We start from the raw sequence: 17,269 nt of genomic DNA on the forward strand, positions 1-17,269 counted from the left end.
TCAACAGTTTAACAATTCGGCAGCTCAACACTAAAAACATATTTACGATGTCACACAATCACAATCAGCAGCACGAGGTAAAGTGCCATTGTCACGACGATGGACCGGTTACGATTCAGGAAAACAACGGAAAAGAATGGAAAAAATACCTTCCTGCCATTATCAGTTTCGTTTTGCTTGTCGCAGGCATAACACTCGACCATATCGGCTCCATCACGTTTTTCGAGGGTTATTTAAGGCTTGCGTGGTACATTATCGCTTACATCCCGGTAGGATTTCCCGTAATTAAAGAAGCATTTGAAGAACTAAAGAATAAGAGTTTTTTCAACGAATTTTCGTTAATGACAATCGCCACCGTCGGTGCATTTGCTATCGGCGAGTTCCCCGAAGGGGTAGCGGTAATGCTGTTTTATTCCGTTGGAGAATTATTTCAGGATGCGGCTGTAAACAAAGCCAAGCGCAATATAAAAGCATTGCTCGACATTCGTCCCGATACCGCCTCTGTTTTGCGCAATGGGGTATATCAAACCATTTCGCCCGAAAAGGTAAATATAGGTGAGACCATACAGGTAAAAGCAGGCGAGAGAGTACCCTTAGACGGCAGTCTCCTCTCTGATTCAGGCAATTTCAACACCTCGGCACTTACAGGAGAAAGCAAACCCAAAACAATCCGCACGGACGAAAACGTCTTAGCAGGAATGGTAAATCTGGACAAAGTAATAGAAATAAAGGTAGAAAAGAAATACGAAGACAGTTCGCTGGCAAAAATTCTGGAAATGGTACAGAATGCCACCGCCCGCAAAGCAAAAACGGAACTGCTTATTCGCAAATTTGCAAAGATATACACCCCTATTGTATTTTTCTTAGCCTTAGGCATTGCCCTTATACCTTACTTCTTTGTAGATAGTTACATCTTTGCCGATTGGCTATACCGCGCGTTGGTATTCCTTGTTATCTCCTGCCCTTGTGCATTGGTTATTTCCATCCCCTTAGGCTATTTCGGAGGGATAGGCGCAGCATCGCATCACGGCATCCTGTTCAAAGGTGCTAACTACCTCGACTTAATGACCAAGTTAAACACGGTAGTTATGGATAAGACAGGCACGCTGACCGAAGGAGTTTTTAATGTGCAAAAGGTAGTAACCGTAGGCAAAGATGAAAAAGACTTCGTGGCTATTGTCTCCGCACTGGAACGCAGCTCCAATCACCCTATAGCAAAAGCCATCTCGGCATATGCTAACAAAGATACGCATTGTGAAGCAACAAATGTGGAAGAAATAGCCGGACATGGCCTTAAAGGAATGGTAAACGGACAAAACGTTTTAGCAGGAAACACCAAGCTAATGGAGAAATATGGCATAGCTTACGACACGAATATCAATTCTATCGTAGAAACTACGGTGGTAGTAGCCATTGAGAACGTATATGCCGGATACATCGTTATAGCCGACAAAGTGAAAGAAGATTCGGCCTTAGCAGTGAGCGAAATGCATGGACTGAAAATAGAAACAGTGATGCTGAGTGGCGACAAATCCTCTATCACACAAAAAATAGCCGATGAAATCGGAATAGATTTAGCCTATGGCGATTTGCTCCCTCAAGATAAAGTAAAGCATCTGGAGCAGCTCAAAGCTAATTCTGAAAACGTAGTAGCTTTTGTAGGCGACGGTATAAATGATGCTCCCGTACTGGCACTAAGCGACATTGGCATTGCTATGGGCGGGATGGGCTCCGACGCAGCTATCGAAACTGCCGATGTAGTAATACAAACCGACCAACCGTCGAAAATAGTTACGGCGATTAAAATTTCGAAAGCCACCAAACGGATTGTAGTTCAAAACATTGTAATGGCTTTCGGGGTAAAGATTGTAGTGTTGATATTAGGTGCATTTGGCATTGCCACCATGTGGGGAGCCGTTTTTGCCGACGTTGGTGTAGCATTGCTGGCAATACTGAATGCTGTAAGAATTTTACGGAAGAAATTTTAGAAACTGTTTTTGAATTAGAAAGCATACTATCACAAACAATGTAAAAACCTTATTTTGTATTAAACCTTAGTAATTTAACAATAGACCTGTAAACTCAACCTTATTAGCTTATTAAACAACTAAAAAATAAGCTAATAAGGTTGGTTGTTTATGAGGCATTGATGTTACTAAGGTTTTTTCTGAAGACAAGGTTTTATTTCTATACAGGATAGGATAAAAGGAGTGATTTGCATAGGGCGACAACATAGGAAAAGTTCCGTTAGGAACGCAAGTTTGGTAGAAACGCACATGCCCCATCATCGGCGTGCCGTAGGTACGCTACTTCTACATACTTATGTTGCGTACCTACGGCACGCCGAAGTCTTTTCAAATCCTGTATTACCAAACTTTGCTCCCTATGGGAGCTTGTAACCACCCCCACTTGTGCAAAAAATGCGCTCCCCGACTGGCGCAAGTTTAGCGTAGCGTAACTTGTGCCGAAAATACATGCAGTTTAAAACTGCAAAAAAATATAGCCACAAGTCACAGACTTGCGTCAAATATGTTTATTTTGGAGATAGTACTGATGCGTTAAATATTTTTTGGAAATTGAAATGTCATCCATGTGCTCCGTAGGAGCATAAGTTTGGTAACAGCACATAATATAACGGGCATTATTCGTGCCGTAGGTACGAAACTCTTGTGTATTAAACCTTAGTAATTTAACAATAGACCTGTAAGCTCAACCTTATTAGCTTATTAAACAACTAAAAAATAAGCTAATAAGGTTGGTTGTTTATGAGGCATTGATGTTACTAAGGTTTATTTTTGAGAAATAAGGTTTCATAGCGATTTATGAATATTGGAATTTTCCGAACAATATCATTTTTGGTTTGTTTATGTTATATATACTAACATTTTAAAACGAAACCAAATTTATGAAAGCATTGTATACAGCGGTGGCTACCACCATAGGAGGGAGAGCAGGGCACGTAAAATCATCAGATGGGTTACTCGATTTCGACTTACGCCCACCAAAAGAGATGGGAGGCCCCGACGGAGCATATACCAACCCAGAGCAATTGTTTGCAGCCGGTTACTCGGCATGCTTCGGAAGTGCGCTTAGCCACGTAGCTCTGGAAAAGAAAATAAGGATAAAACCGGACGTAACAGCCAAGGTAAGCATTGGCAATAAAGAGGGCGGCGGCTTTATGCTGGCAGTAGAAATGGATATAAACATACCCGAAGTGGACCAAAAAACAGCGGAAGAACTGGCAAAAGAAGCTCACCAGATATGTCCATACTCCAACGCAACAAGAAACAACATTGATGTGAAACTGAATGTGAAAGGTAAATAAAACCAATATATTTGAACTACAATACGAAACCACTTGTAAAACCACAGGTGGTTTTTTTATTTCCCCTACAAAAAAACATATCTTTGCGGGTAAATTAATTAAACCAATTTCCTATGAACTTAAAAAACTCCCTTTGGATAATATGTGTCTTTATTTCCTTTGCACTTTCTGCGCAAGATAAAACAGCACTCAAATATATCTCGGAAGTAGATAGCGTAAACCTGAAGTCAGTTTTGTACACACTGGCATCAGAAAAATACGAAGGGAGAAAAACAGGAGAAAAGGGATTTCAACTGGCCGAAAAATACATAACCGAACTGTTTGAAAAATATAATGTACAAAAGGGAAACGGAAAAAGCTATTTGCAAAATATACAGGCTAAAAGGAGAGAGCTATCCAATAAAAGATTCATACTCAACAATTTTAACTTCAAAGACAATTACTCTTACTCCAATACTGTATTTCAGGATTCGGTAATCAATATCAACGAATTTGTTTTTGCCGGGTATGGAGCTTATGACGCAGTTTACAACGATTTCGAAAATATAGATGTAGCGGGAAAAGGGGTACTTATACTCACAGATGGAAGCCCTACGAACCGGTACGGAATCCGCTACGATTCCAACCAGAAAACATTTCCCGATAAAGATTATTTGAAATCGCAGGATGCAAAAGCCATACTTCATGTGAGAACCGGATTCGACAAAATTAGAGATTACAGCTACAATGACATCTCGTTCTGGAGCAGAACACAAAAAAGCTCCACAGAAACTCCCGAAATATTTATTAATGAATTACTTGCAAACAAAATACTTGAAAAAGAAAATAAAACCATAAAACAACTCCGTTACGAAATAGAAAAAGAAGGCACTCCAAAATCTTTTTCGATAGCAACGGATGCCACATTCAACGGGAATGTATTCTTCTCAGACGCCAATGTAAACAATATTGTTGCTTACATCGAGGGAAGCAGCCTGAAAGATGAATACGTTATACTCACTGCGCATTACGACCACATAGGAAAACGTTGGGAAGAAGTTTACAACGGAGCCGACGACAATGCCTCAGGAGTAAGCAGCGCCATCGAAATTGCACGCGTACTGACTAAGGCTAAAAAAGAGAAGAAAGGCCCGAAACGCTCTGTTATTGTCCTGATAACCGCAGCGGAAGAAAACGGATTGCTGGGAGCGCAATATTATGTGGGAAATCCGGTATTCCCATTAGATAAAACCATTGCCTGTGTAAATATAGATATGGTAGGGCGAGTGGACGCTGCACACCAATCGGGCGACAGCACTTATATGTATGTATCAAATCACGATACACAGAGCAAACCAATCAGGGAAAAAATAGAGACTATTAAGCCCTATGCGGGAAAATTCAAATTCGAGTATCATACTTATCCCGCAGTTAACGGAAATTTCCGTAATTCAGACCACTTTGTATTCCACGAAAAAGGGATACCCTCAGTAATGTTCACAAGCGGGGAACATCCTGACTATCACAAACCTACTGACACAGAGGATAAAATAGCTTACAAAGCGCTGTACGACAGAACAAAAATGGTATTTCTAACTCTGTGGGAATTGGCGAATGATTAATTCGCCCGTTTTCTCTTCCTCTTTTCGGCTATATCGGCGGCAGCGGTAAACAAAACATCGGTCGAAGAGTTTAATGCCGTTTCCATCGAATCCTGTACTACGCTTATTGTCATTCCCACCCCTACTACAAGCATAGCAGTATCAGTAGGGATATTGAACAGCCCGCATGCCACAGGAATCAAGAGCAGCGAGCCGCCCGGAACGCCCGAAGCTCCACAAGCCGCTAATGCAGCCACAATGCTTAACAAAATAGCTGTAAATATATTTACCTCCACTCCCAGCGTATGTACTGCCGCCAGCGTAAGCACGGTAATAGTAACAGCCGCCCCTTCCATATTGATAGTAGCACCCAGTGGGATAGTTACCGAATAAGTATCTTCATCCAAATCCAGTTTCTTGGCAAGGGCAAGGTTTACCGGAACATTGGCCGCCGAACTGCGGGTGAAAAATGCGGTTATACCACTCTCCTTCAAGCAAGTAAAAACCAAAGGATACGGATTTTTCCTTATCTTCCAAAAAACAATAAGCGGATTCATTACCAGTGCAACAAAAAGCATAGTGCCTACCAATACTAAAACAACGTGCAGATATTCGAGCAAAACACTCAAGCCCGTTACTGCAATAGTAGAAGCCACCAAGCCCATAATACCCAGCGGAGCAAAGCGAATGATTAAGCGCACAACTGCAATCAGCGCATCGGATATATTATTAAAAACCAACTTTGTACTCTCGGATGCCTTGCGCATAAAAAAACCGATAGCTACCGACCATGCTAATATCCCGATGAAATTGGCGGTTATAATAGCATTCACCGGATTGTCTACTATTTTGAATAAAATCCCTTTCAACACTTCCATTATGCCCGTAGGAGCTTGAAGGGTTGTATCTGCCGTATCTTTCAGGGTTATGGTAGATGGGAATAGGAAACTGGCAAGCACCGCAGTAACCGCAGCCAGCAACGTACCCAGCAGATAAAGTACAATAACTGATTTGATATTGGTTTTTTGTCCGCTTTTATGGTTGGTAATAGAAGATATTATAAGAAAAAATACGAGAATAGGAGCGGCAGCTTTCAGAGCCGACAAAAACAAATCGCCCAAAACGCCGATAGAAACAGCGATATTCGGCAAGAATATACCGATTAATACGCCTAAAATCAACCCAATCAGGATTTGAAGCACGAGATTACCATTCAGTATAAAGTTTTTAATATTCATAGTATTTGATATTTTATTCCTAAAAACGACACCACATAGAGACGTTAAAGATACAAATTAGATAATAGTATAAAAACTCTGTCTTACATTTTTAGGCTAACCGTATCAAAAAGCAACTAAAATCCGTTGGTTTATTATTTACTCCTTTCGTAGCCGAAACTAACTTTTCCGCCTCAGCTGATGAGCGTTAAGAAATTCAGCGTAACGGAGCACTTTTCCCCTCTCCTTAAGGAGAGGGGGTAGGGGGTGAGGTTGGAAAAAGTAAGAGCCTGTCCGGCTTGAGGACGAAGGCAATAAAACAGAGAATGCTGTAACTCTCCCTAAATCCCTCTCTCAAAGAGAGGGAGTTGGAGATTGCTGTAACGGAAGAGCGATGTATGACAAATCCAGTGTTTAAAATGTATTTTTAATGCAGTTGCCCTATTACATTTTTATTATATTTGTATCTCACTTAAAAACAAATTACTATGCTAAATGTTGGCTGTCACCTGTCACTTTCCGGAGGCTACGAGGCTATGGGAAAGGATGCTTTAAAAATAAACGCGAATACATTCCAGTTTTTCACTCGCAATCCACGAGGCGGGGCAGCTAAAGAAATAGACCCTGCCGATGCCGAAGCATTAAAGGTGCTGATGGAGAAAAACAACTTCGCTCCCCTGCTGGCGCACGCTTCATATACTCTAAACCTTTGCTCGTCAAATCCTCAGACAAGGAATTTCGGTCGCGAAACAATGATTGACGACCTGAATCGTTTGAAGCAATTACCCTGCAAACTTTACAACTTCCACCCCGGAAGCCATACAGGACAAGGTATCGAAACCGGAATAAAACAAATTACAGAAGCGTTGAATAAAATTATTACAGAGGATTTGGATATTTGTATTTTGCTTGAAACCATGTCGGGCAAAGGGAGCGAGGTAGGAGGAAAATTTGAAGAAATACGGGAAATTATTGATGGTGTCGAACTAAACGACAAGTTGGGAGTTTGCCTCGACACATGCCATATTTACGACGGAGGATATGATATTGTAAACGATTTGGATGGCGTGCTAACCCAATTTGATAAAATAATAGGCCTTGACAGGCTGAAAGCAATTCATCTGAACGACAGTATGAACCCTATGGGAAGCCACAAAGACCGTCATGCAAAAATAGGTGAAGGAAACATAGGCTTGGATACTTTCGGAAGAATCATTAACCATCCCAAGCTAAAACACTTGCCATTTCTGCTCGAAACTCCTAACGAGCCGGAAGGCTATGGAGAGGAAATAAAATTACTGAGAGGGCTTTACAAAGGCTAAAAACACGAATAACATGTGTATTTTCAAAAAATATTGATTCTTGATTCTTGGTTCTTGATTCTTTATCCTTTATCACTCTACCCACGCTTTGTTGTGTATTTTCACTTTCCGTATGTCATAGTCTAAATTTTTGGCATAAGGTATTTTTACTTTATAAGTATTTCCCCCGAAATTTTCAAGTTTTATATCCCTTATCCAAAGGTTGTAATACTTCAATTGTGCAAAATCAGTATCGTGTTCCTGTGCCCATTCAGCCCAATTTTCCACAGGAGTATTTATCTCTACTTCTTCCGTCCTTACAGTATGGTAAAAATCTTCTTTTTTCAAACGGAATCCATACTTTTTCGGATTCGAGATTACCTCTTTCACTGCCAGCAGGCGAAAAATATAGCGGCTTGTCTCCTCATTCAGGTACAAACCAAAAAAGTCAGTTGCCCCTTGCTCCTCAAGTGCTTCAGTTACACGCCTGCGACCAGCATTGTACGATGCGGCAGCCAGCAGCCAGTCGCCATACATATCGTACGACTGCTGCAAATATCGGCAAGCTGCTATAGTAGATTTTTCCAGATGATAACGCTCGTCAACCTCGCCGGTTACCTCCAAGCCACACTCGATAGCCGTATCGGTCACAAACTGCCAGATTCCTACCGCTTTTACCGGAGAAACCACACGGGGATTCAGATAGCTCTCCACTACAGCCAGATATTTGAAATCGTCGGGGATGCCGTTTTCTTTCAATATAGGTTCGATTATAGGGAAATAAAGATTCGCCCTTTTAATAATCAAAAAAGTAGTGCTGTGCATGTAGGTAAATGCCATCAATTCCCTGTCGAAACGCTCACGGACATCATGCCTCTGCAACGGAATGGACTTTCCGGCAAATTCAGTTTGCTTCAACACCGGCAACGAATTTACACTTTGGGGAGGATAAGTTCCCGTCGAAGGCTCATTGTTTCCTTCGGCCACAATAGGCGACACAAAAGCGTATGTACTTATCAACAACACACACAATATCAGGCTGCTATACAGTATTTTTAGTTTTTTATTTTTCATAGCTATTATTTTCTCTCTCAATTAATAAACAAAATTAATCAAATCATTCAAGCCCCGAAACGAAGTAGATGTATATAATACATTTTTTCAGTTTAATTTTCATTTATTTGCCGTTTTTTCACAGAAATAATTTTATTACTCCGCAAAAAATGTTTTAATTTGCATTTAGAAAATACTTATTCCGGATTAGAACATACTAATCCCTTGGTTTTTAAATTAATCAAAAAATATATTACAATGAAAAATGAGATATTGAAGTATTTAGGAATCATTGTTATGTTGATAGGAGTTATCCTGTTGGCAGTATACCATTTCAGTGATTTTCCGGGCAACACACTACTTATCATAGCAGCCATTTGTGTTGTAGTAGGTGCTGTAGGACATGTTATTCTGAATAAATTTATCGAATAAATATATAAGACAACGATTTACAAATCCGCCCTTCGACTATCCCTGTCGAAGGGCGGATTTTGTTTTTATAACACGGCCTGCAATCATACCTGCATTTTCAATTCTGCAAATCACAAATACATTTCTTCCCAAAAAAACGTATCTTTGCAAAAACTTATTTCGCCGAAATGAAAAAAACGCTTCTGATACTATTTACTCTTGCTATATGCTTCGGTTGCAATAAAGCAACAAACAAGTCGGCAGAAAGACAAAAGGAAATGAAAGGTGTAAACATCCCTGTTTTCTCATCCGATTCAGCATATCATTACATACAACGTCAAGTGGATTTCGGGCCTCGTGTACCGAACACGAAAGAGCACGTTGCTTGCGCCGAATACCTGTCAGCAAAATTAAAAGAATTTGGAGCAGAAGTTACAGAGCAGCGTGCCGACCTTACAGCTTTTGACGGAACAACACTGAAAGCTGTCAACATTATCGGCTCTTTCCGGCCCGAAAACAAAAAACGTATCCTGCTTTTCGCGCATTGGGATTCGCGCCCTTGGGCCGACCACGACCCGAATGCGGCTAACAGGAAAAAGCCCGTTTTAGGAGCAAACGACGGGGCAAGCGGTGTAGGCGTATTATTGGAGATAGCGCGTCAGATAAACAAGCAGCAACCCAACGCAGGAGTAGACATTATTTTTTTTGATGCAGAAGATTACGGTGCACCCGAACACCTTGCCAATGCAAACACAGCAAATTCGTGGTGCTTAGGCTCGCAATACTGGGCAAGAAATCCTCATACATCAAACTACCGTGCCCGTTACGGAATTTTACTGGATATGGTGGGCGCTCCAAACGCAACATTCTACCGCGAGCAGATATCCGGCTACTATGCCAACGACATCGTAGATAAGGTATGGAAACAAGCCAAGAATCTCGGATTCAACCAATATTTTATCAATCAGAATGGAGGAGGCGTTACCGACGACCATTTATACATAAACCAGATTATCGGCATACCGTCGATAGACATTATACAGCAAGACCGTGAAAGCCCGCATGGATTCGGGCATTATTGGCACACGATAAACGACACAATGGAGCATATTGATAAAAACACACTGCAAGCCGTTGGCACAACCTTGCTGTACATCATCTACAACGAATAAAAACCCCTCCAACCTCCCCCCCAAGGGGAGGCTAAGAGAGCTTTGAAAAATGAAATATTTTACATAAACTATATTAAACAAAAATATACCCGATTTCCTATGCAAAAACCATCCATACCTAAAGGTACACGCGATTTTACGCCGGAAGAAATGGCGAAAAGAAACTACATTTTCAACACGATAAAAGATGTTTTCCGCCTTTACGGTTACCAGCAGATAGAAACACCCGCAATGGAGAATTTATCCACACTAATGGGCAAATATGGTGATGAAGGCGACAAACTATTATTCAAAATTCTCAATTCGGGCGATTATCTCTCCGGTTTGTCGGACGAAGAACTTTTGGGACGAAACAGCACGAAACTGACTAACCGAATATCGGAAAAAGGGTTGCGTTACGACCTTACTGTTCCTTTTGCACGCTTCGTAGTACAAAACCGTGATAAAATAACTTTCCCTTTCCGCCGCTATCAGATACAGCCCGTATGGCGTGCCGACCGTCCACAAAAAGGACGCTACCGCGAGTTTTACCAATGCGATGTGGATGTGGTAGGCAGCGACTCGCTATTGAATGAGCTTGAACTGATACAAATTGTAGACGAGGTTTACCGCAGGCTCAAAATCAATGTGTGTTTAAAAATAAATAACCGCAAGGTACTTTCGGGAATTGCCGAAATAATCGGCGAAAAAGATAAAATTGTAGATATTACCGTTGCTATCGACAAACTGGATAAAATAGGCCTTGATAATGTAAACGAGGAGTTGGCATCCAAAGGCGTACAACCCGAAGCGATAGAAAAGCTACAACCCATTTTGAAGCTAAGCGGCTCTAACAACGAAAAGCTGCAACAGCTAAAAACGATATTAGCCACTTCGGAAACAGGGCTTAAAGGAGTTGAAGAACTGGAAACAATTTTCAACCTTTGCGAGAAAATGGGCATACAAACCCAAATTGAACTGGATCTGACCTTAGCACGCGGACTGAATTACTATACAGGAGCCATATTTGAGGTAAAAGCTCTTGACGTAGCCATCGGTAGCATAACCGGAGGAGGGCGTTACGACAACCTTACAGGAGTTTTCGGCATGGAGGGAGTGTCGGGCGTAGGTATCTCTTTTGGAGCCGACCGTATTTACGATGTACTTAACCAATTGGAATTATATCCGGAAACCTCATCGGAACAAACACAGGTTTTATTCGTTCACTTCGGCGAAAACGAGAAACTGTATTGCCTGCCGTGGCTGAAAGAGCTTCGGGCGAAAGGGATTAATGCCGAAGTGTATCCGGACAATGCTAAAATGAAAAAACAAATGTCGTATGCCGACAGTAAAAAGATTCCATTTGTAGCAATAGTAGGTGAAACCGAGATGAATGAAAACAAAGTGATGCTCAAAGACATGAAAACAGGCGAGCAAAACCTTATTTCGCTTGCCGAATTACTGAGTATATTAGCAATCGTACGATAGCCAAGGGAGGCGGCATGCTATGTGACAAAAGGTATACATATTTGGAATTCAAAACAATACAATCAGCTGACAATCAGTCGATTACAAAGCAAGCTAAATCATTGATTATCCAAAATGTCATACGATACACGTGTGGTAGCGAGAGGTTTGCGTAAATTTGTGGAATAAGGTGCAGTTTAAAACTGCAAAAACAGACAGGCACAAGTCACAGACTTGCGCCAAATATGAGGGAGAGGAAAAGGGTTTCAAAAAAAAGAAGATTTACTCATCCTGCGAGTAATGCAAATCTCTTGCCCCTCGCACTTCCGACGAAACTTCGTTGAGCCAACCTGCCTGCTGAAAAACAGCGGTTTGCACTTTGATAAAACGAATATGTTCTAACTTTACGGAATTGCCTTTTTCATCTATTGCATTGGATATGTCAAATCTGTTGCTTTTCACTCCTTTATCATAATCTTCACCCCTGTTATTCTCAGCATAGCCCCATTTGAAAAGGTGGGCAGGCACAACCCAGTTTTCAGCCTGCGGGTCGGGAGAATTATTTACATAGGCATCAGGTAAGCGAACTCCACTCAGCTTTATACTATCCTCTTTTGTCTCGCTCCACCACCACGCAGCAGTACTTTTTGCCCCATGACCCGAAATCAAGTCCCCTTCTGCTCCCATACTGTCTTTCCACCGCACATTTGCATTGTCCGACTCCGGTTTAAAATAAACAACATAATAATCGCGGATTGTACTCTTGTTGTCAAACTCGCTGCCTTTCAGCTCATACCAAGTACCGTTTGGCTCTCCATCGCCGTTTTCATCGCTCATTACGTACACAACCGCAGGCTCGGGAGTTATTCCGGCCGAGAACACTTCAAAATCATATTCTCCTTCCACATTCATTATATCGTGGTCGAATCCCGCAACAACATACCCACCGAATCCCCCCAAATACAAATCGGTATCAGGCTTACCAACAAAATTTTGCGCATCTTCTTTTTTTCTGTCCTTAGCATGCTGTCCGGGAGCATATACATACTCGTAAACCTGAGTTACGTACATCGACAAATCTTCCTCCTCAGGCTCAGGCGTGGTATTACCACAGGCGAAAAGGAATAAAAAAGATATTGTCAGAAAAGCAGGTTTACACCATTTGTAAAGAACGTTTACCTCTGAATTATATTTTTTCATGATAGAATTGAATTATACGAAAATAATACTTATCCCATATTTGGCGCAAGTCTGTGACTTGTGCCTATCTGTTTTTGCAGTCTTAAACTGCGTATATTTTCGGCACAAGTTACACTACGCTAAACTTGCGCCAGTGATGGGCCAGTGATGGAAGTATGTGCAATTATTAGTTTCATTCTTTTATTTCCTTTACTTCTAATTCCTTTTCATTCCTCATTTTATAGTAACCATCGTAGCTCCGAAGCCATATTCGCGAAACGAAGCATCCTGAAAATAATAATGTTTGTATTTCGTTTTCAGTTGCTTTTCTATTTCTTTACGCAGCACCCCTTCGCCTTTGCCGTGAATAAAAACAATTTTCTGCCCTTTCTTATTCCTGTTCTCATCCAGTACCGCATGGAATTTATCCAACTGCAGTTGCAACATATCCGCGTTATTCATCCCCGCTGTAGAGTCTACTAACTGGCTGATGTGCAAATCAACTTCAATCACATTTTTTCCTTCAGGCTGTTCTTTTTTTACAACCCGGGGTCTTTGCCGGGGTTTTTCTTCTTTAGTATAAAGCGCTTTTTTTATTTCTTCGGGCGAAACCTCCGCCAAAGTTTGCTTCTCTTTTTCGGCAATTAAGTCGACTAACAGGCTCGGCTCATCAAAATACTCATTTTCGGCAAAGCTATGCAGCTTATAAAATTTCACCGTATTCAGCCGTATATGGGCATCAATCACGCTTTGCCGGCTATATGCCTTCCCTTCTTTAAAGGCAATTATCTGCGCTTGGAGGTGTTCCCAATCATTCAGATCATCTTTCGACACCCGTGCAATCAATTCCTGAGTATTTGGCTCAATTCTGCCATTTGCAACACTTTTTCTCGCATCCTTCGCTCCTATCACAAAGTTATAGAACAGGAAGTAATTGCTGTCGTTTACCAGATAACACTCGTACGATGTAGTTTGGAGTTGCTTAATATCTACCGGAAAAAAGGCTAAAACAGCATTTAGTGTATCGCCTTCAGGAGTTTCAACAATCGGTTCGGGCTCAGGTTGCGGTTCTGTATAAACCGGCATTGGTTTAGCCTGTACCTCTTCATTTTTCGAGCCGAAATCCTTTTTAGGTATATTGGTAGTTTCGCTTACATTCTGTATCACCACCACCTCGCGCATCAGAGCCGGAACTTCAAAGCCATCTTCATCTTCCACATACACCAGACTTTTCTTATCGTCAATTCGCGTTACCCTGCCCCCTCCTATCGAGTTCAGAAAACGTACTGTATCTCCTATTTTCATAATTATATAATTTACAATTTTTAATTTACGATTGAGTTTGATAATCGTTGGTTCTACCATGCTCTCTGCGTGCCGTAAGCACACTACTTGCTGCAAAAGTTTCGCACCTACGGCACGAAAAATGTCTATCACAACTATTACCAAACTTAAGCTCCCTACGGAGCTTCTGACCGACATACTTCAATCACATCACTGGCGCAAGTTTAGTGTAGCGTAACTTGTGCCGAAAATATACGCAGTTTAAAACTGCAAAAACAGATAGGCACAAGTCACATAGGGTAACCGCATCAAAATTACATTTTAATCATCAAATTCATCAGATATCGTTCTTTCGTTTCTCGCTCTCAAAGTCCCTCTCAAAAACTTTCTTTCCTTTTTCCCTCTCCGTTTGGAGAGGGTGCCTGAAAGGCGGGAGAGGTCGAAAGGGATTTAGGGAGAGTTCTGATATTCTCATTCCTTTATTACTTTGTCCTCGAGCCGGACAGGCTTTTACTTTTTCCAACCTCACCCCCTACCCCCTCTCCTTAAGGAGAGGGGAAAAGTGCTCCGTTACGCTGAATTTCTTTACGCTCACCAGCTGAGGCGGAAAGATTAGCTACGACNCTACGACTACGAAAGAATAAAATAGCAATTCTGCATATTTTGATGCGCTTGCCCTACAAGTCACAGACTTGCGCTAAATATTGTATTACTGCCAATAAATAAAAAAATATGACCGAAACTTGCAGCTATTTACTATTTTTGCAACACAAAAGTACAATAATTTTTTGTCAAATCCTGTGAGCAACCCGAACGAAAACCAAACGATATATATCAACGACTTTGATTATCCGCTTCCGGACAATCGCATCGCTAAATTCCCTTTAACTAAGCGCGATTCGTCCAAACTACTTGTTTATGAAGATGGAAAAATCGAAGAAAGCATTTTTTCAAATCTTGTTGATTTTCTGCCTCAAAACGCTCTTTTAGTTTACAACAATACCCGTGTTATTCAAGCCCGTTTGGTTTTTCGTAAAGACACAGGAGCACGTATCGAAGTGTTTTGCCTCGAACCCTCCGAGCCTTCGGATTATGCACTCTCGTTAGGCTCAACCCAATCGTGCGTATGGAAATGTATGGTAGGTAACCTGAAAAAATGGAAATCGGGAGCACTTGTTAAAACAATAGAGGATAAGGGGAAAATACTTTGCGAGCTAAAAGCCGAATTAATAAATAGCGAAGGAAACGCTCACTCTGTCCGTTTCTCTTGGGATAACCCGAACATACACTTTGCCGAAATACTGGAAAATGCAGGGGAACTGCCAATACCTCCCTATCTGCACCGCGATACTGAAGAAAGTGACAAAACCACCTATCAAACCGTTTATTCAAAAATAGAAGGGTCGGTAGCCGCACCTACCGCAGGGCTGCATTTCACCCCCGAAGTGTTTGAAAGCCTGAAAAAGAAAAACATCCGCACCGAAGAACTCACACTGCATGTAGGGGCAGGAACTTTTCAGCCGGTAAAATCGGAAACGGTAAACGAGCACCAGATGCACGCCGAAGTGATAGAAGTAAACAAGGAAACCATCGAAAACCTGATAAAAAACAACGGAAACATCATAGCAGTAGGCACTACCTCGGTGCGTACGCTCGAAAGCCTTTATTATATTGGGGTGAATATTCTGGAGAACCCCAATGCGCTAAATTTCAATGTTTCGCAGTGGCAGCCTTACGATAAATCGAGCAATATTCAAACCATCGAGGCGTTGCAAGCCATTGTAAGCTACCTCGACAGAGAAGGACTGAACAGCATTCACGCTTCCACGCAGATTATGATAAAACCGGGATACAAATTTCGTATCGTAAACGGAATTATAACCAATTTTCACCAACCAAAAAGTACACTTCTGCTGCTTGTTTCAGCCTTTGTAAAAGGTAGATGGAAAGAGATTTACGATTATGCACTCGCACACAATTTCCGTTTTCTGAGCTACGGAGACAGCTCGTTACTATTATAAAAGAAGAAAGTGTCTCAAAAGTTTTTTTTGAACGCAAATTAATTTTTGTAACTTGCTTTATTTCAACAAAATAAGATTTGCGTAAATTTGTGTTTATCTGCGTAATTTGCGTTCTCTTTCCTTTTGGGACACTCTCCCTCTTCTCATATAGTATTTAAGTTTCTCTTTTTAGTACATGACAAAAAACTAAATCACAATCAGTATTTTGCTGATATTTAATGATTTTGTTTAAGTTATCTACTTCCTTTTGCCTTGATGCAAAAGGAACAAAAAATCAAGACTATGCCCGCTTCGCACGAAAAATTAGCGTTTGTCNAAGATTTTTTAACGCCGACTGCTCTTATTTTTCGGCTCACCGGACAAGGTCAAAAAGCACCTATAACAGATTGAAGAAACATTCGACATTTTTTGTCATGTACTTAGGTTTCTCTTTACAATTCCACTATTTGAAGCCAGTTAGAACCAATTGCCCTTACTGTCCCTGTTGCTGTACTCTCAAAAGTCCAATCTATCATTTTTGCTCCATCGGTTATAAAATAGCCGCTAAAAGAAATTGTTGAAGTACTATTACTAACAGTATTTTCGACAGCACTTGCCCCATACAAAATCAGACTATTGGTATCGGAATAAAACAAATGAGTGCCGACAGATATGTTTCCAACAACATCTGGTCGAAATCTTACCATCGAAAAAACAAGGTAAACTCCTGCACGTGGAACGGTAAAACTAGCAAGCTTATTATATTCACCGATTTTATCAATAGTAACATCGGCAGCTAAATTTATTTTTGTTGCATATTTCTCATTACCCAACTCGCTTTTGTACCAAACCGTACCATTCCAAATATACACTCCCTCTCCAAGGGTTGTATTAGTGTTGTACACTTGCAAGCCTTTCAGTTTCGACAAGTCGGTTATCGCCGATTTGTCAGTAAAAGCATTGGGCATAGTCGATAAATTATCTAACGATACATTAGGCAGTTTTAGTCCACCCACATAACCGCCCGAAGGGCTCAAGTCCAAAACTGTACCTTTAGCAGGCTCAGCCTCTCCACCGATAGTTACTTGTGCATTTGCACTAAAAATGAAAAACGAAAATTGAAAAAAACAAGCTAAAATAAATGCCTGTAGTAAAAATTGTTTTCTGTTCATGATTACTTAATTGTTAGTTGTTAATGTTTAATTATTATTTATTTAGTTACAAGTTAATAGTTACGAGTTACAAGTTAGAGATAAGAAGTAGGGAGTAAGAGGTAATAAAGTAACTTTATACTTTTTCCT

At 40.9% G+C, this 17,269-nt stretch carries 13 protein-coding genes; 8 read left to right on the forward strand and 5 right to left on the reverse strand.

Annotated elements, in window-relative coordinates; genetic code table 11:
* Positions 1–47: 47 nt before the first annotated feature.
* The 3 genes from D0T49_RS07065 to D0T49_RS07075 all read left to right on the forward strand — a co-directional run bounded on the left by D0T49_RS07065 (position 48) and on the right by D0T49_RS07075 (position 4,926).
* Complete coding sequence (locus tag D0T49_RS07065) at positions 48–1,988, forward strand: heavy metal translocating P-type ATPase (protein WP_163629900.1); 1,941 nt, start codon at positions 48–50, stop codon at positions 1,986–1,988.
* Between the two features lie 917 nt (positions 1,989–2,905).
* Complete coding sequence (locus D0T49_RS07070; RefSeq protein WP_163629901.1) at positions 2,906–3,325, forward strand: organic hydroperoxide resistance protein; 420 nt, start codon at positions 2,906–2,908, stop codon at positions 3,323–3,325.
* A gap of 113 nt (positions 3,326–3,438) precedes the next feature.
* Positions 3,439–4,926, forward strand: a complete 1,488-nt coding sequence (locus tag D0T49_RS07075) for a M28 family peptidase (RefSeq protein WP_163629902.1) — start codon at positions 3,439–3,441, stop codon at positions 4,924–4,926.
* On the opposite strand, the gene sstT is transcribed toward D0T49_RS07075, so the two are convergent.
* Positions 4,923–6,143 carry a serine/threonine transporter SstT gene (sstT, locus tag D0T49_RS07080; protein ID WP_163629903.1) on the reverse strand — a complete coding sequence of 407 codons (1,221 nt, stop codon included), beginning with the start codon at positions 6,141–6,143 and terminating at the stop codon, positions 4,923–4,925. The two genes, D0T49_RS07075 and sstT, sit on opposite strands and share 4 nt — an antisense overlap.
* A gap of 467 nt (positions 6,144–6,610) precedes the next feature.
* Here sstT and D0T49_RS07085 point away from each other — a divergent pair, with 467 nt between their 5' ends.
* Positions 6,611–7,444 carry a deoxyribonuclease IV gene (locus tag D0T49_RS07085; RefSeq protein WP_163629904.1) on the forward strand — a complete coding sequence of 278 codons (834 nt, stop codon included), beginning with the start codon at positions 6,611–6,613 and terminating at the stop codon, positions 7,442–7,444.
* Positions 7,445–7,516: 72 nt separating this feature from the next.
* On the opposite strand, the gene D0T49_RS07090 is transcribed toward D0T49_RS07085, so the two are convergent.
* On the reverse strand, positions 7,517–8,497 hold the full coding sequence (locus D0T49_RS07090) for a lytic transglycosylase domain-containing protein (RefSeq protein ID WP_163629905.1): 981 nt from the start codon (positions 8,495–8,497) through the stop codon (positions 7,517–7,519).
* Between the two features lie 237 nt (positions 8,498–8,734).
* Between D0T49_RS07090 and D0T49_RS07095 the strand changes: the two genes are divergently transcribed.
* The 3 genes from D0T49_RS07095 to hisS all read left to right on the forward strand — a co-directional run bounded on the left by D0T49_RS07095 (position 8,735) and on the right by hisS (position 11,526).
* Positions 8,735–8,908 carry a hypothetical protein gene (locus D0T49_RS07095; protein ID WP_163629906.1) on the forward strand — a complete coding sequence of 58 codons (174 nt, stop codon included), beginning with the start codon at positions 8,735–8,737 and terminating at the stop codon, positions 8,906–8,908.
* Positions 8,909–9,075: 167 nt separating this feature from the next.
* Positions 9,076–10,059 (forward strand): M28 family peptidase, encoded by a 984-nt coding sequence (locus tag D0T49_RS07100; RefSeq protein WP_163629907.1) that lies wholly within the window; start codon positions 9,076–9,078, stop codon positions 10,057–10,059.
* A gap of 99 nt (positions 10,060–10,158) precedes the next feature.
* Entirely contained in the window at positions 10,159–11,526 is a 1,368-nt protein-coding gene (hisS, locus tag D0T49_RS07105; protein WP_163629908.1) for a histidine--tRNA ligase, read from the forward strand.
* Between the two features lie 261 nt (positions 11,527–11,787).
* Here the strand turns inward: hisS and D0T49_RS07110 are convergent, their stop codons facing one another.
* Positions 11,788–12,705: a hypothetical protein gene (locus D0T49_RS07110; protein WP_163629909.1), complete on the reverse strand. Its 918-nt coding sequence runs from the start codon at positions 12,703–12,705 to the stop codon at positions 11,788–11,790.
* A 213-nt stretch (positions 12,706–12,918) separates the two neighbouring features.
* Positions 12,919–14,166 carry a DUF2027 domain-containing protein gene (locus D0T49_RS07115; RefSeq protein WP_239057023.1) on the reverse strand — a complete coding sequence of 416 codons (1,248 nt, stop codon included), beginning with the start codon at positions 14,164–14,166 and terminating at the stop codon, positions 12,919–12,921.
* A 590-nt stretch (positions 14,167–14,756) separates the two neighbouring features.
* Here D0T49_RS07115 and D0T49_RS07120 point away from each other — a divergent pair.
* Positions 14,757–15,989: an S-adenosylmethionine:tRNA ribosyltransferase-isomerase gene (locus D0T49_RS07120; RefSeq protein ID WP_203583438.1), complete on the forward strand. Its 1,233-nt coding sequence runs from the start codon at positions 14,757–14,759 to the stop codon at positions 15,987–15,989.
* Between the two features lie 431 nt (positions 15,990–16,420).
* Here the strand turns inward: D0T49_RS07120 and D0T49_RS07125 are convergent, their stop codons facing one another.
* Entirely contained in the window at positions 16,421–17,140 is a 720-nt protein-coding gene (locus tag D0T49_RS07125; protein WP_163629910.1) for a hypothetical protein, read from the reverse strand.
* Positions 17,141–17,269 lie beyond the last annotated feature (129 nt).

It is taken from the genome of Paludibacter sp. 221 (genome assembly GCF_010501035.1).
Taxonomy (GTDB): Bacteria; Bacteroidota; Bacteroidia; order Bacteroidales; family Paludibacteraceae; genus QVMH01.

Bases quoted from the DNA above. Each gene is read 5' to 3' on its own strand.
- sstT (WP_163629903.1), bottom strand. From the start codon at position 6,143: ATGAATATTAAAAACTTTATACTGAATGGTAATCTCGTGCTTCAAATC.
- D0T49_RS07070 (WP_163629901.1), top strand. From the start codon at position 2,906: ATGAAAGCATTGTATACAGCGGTGGCTACCACCATAGGAGGGAGAGCA.
- D0T49_RS07075 (WP_163629902.1), top strand. From the start codon at position 3,439: ATGAACTTAAAAAACTCCCTTTGGATAATATGTGTCTTTATTTCCTTT.
- D0T49_RS07095 (WP_163629906.1), top strand. From the start codon at position 8,735: ATGAAAAATGAGATATTGAAGTATTTAGGAATCATTGTTATGTTGATA.
- D0T49_RS07125 (WP_163629910.1), bottom strand. From the start codon at position 17,140: ATGAACAGAAAACAATTTTTACTACAGGCATTTATTTTAGCTTGTTTT.
- hisS (WP_163629908.1), top strand. From the start codon at position 10,159: ATGCAAAAACCATCCATACCTAAAGGTACACGCGATTTTACGCCGGAA.
- D0T49_RS07090 (WP_163629905.1), bottom strand. From the start codon at position 8,497: ATGAAAAATAAAAAACTAAAAATACTGTATAGCAGCCTGATATTGTGT.
- D0T49_RS07100 (WP_163629907.1), top strand. From the start codon at position 9,076: ATGAAAAAAACGCTTCTGATACTATTTACTCTTGCTATATGCTTCGGT.
- D0T49_RS07065 (WP_163629900.1), top strand. From the start codon at position 48: ATGTCACACAATCACAATCAGCAGCACGAGGTAAAGTGCCATTGTCAC.
- D0T49_RS07085 (WP_163629904.1), top strand. From the start codon at position 6,611: ATGCTAAATGTTGGCTGTCACCTGTCACTTTCCGGAGGCTACGAGGCT.
- D0T49_RS07110 (WP_163629909.1), bottom strand. From the start codon at position 12,705: ATGAAAAAATATAATTCAGAGGTAAACGTTCTTTACAAATGGTGTAAA.
- D0T49_RS07115 (WP_239057023.1), bottom strand. From the start codon at position 14,166: ATGTCGGTCAGAAGCTCCGTAGGGAGCTTAAGTTTGGTAATAGTTGTG.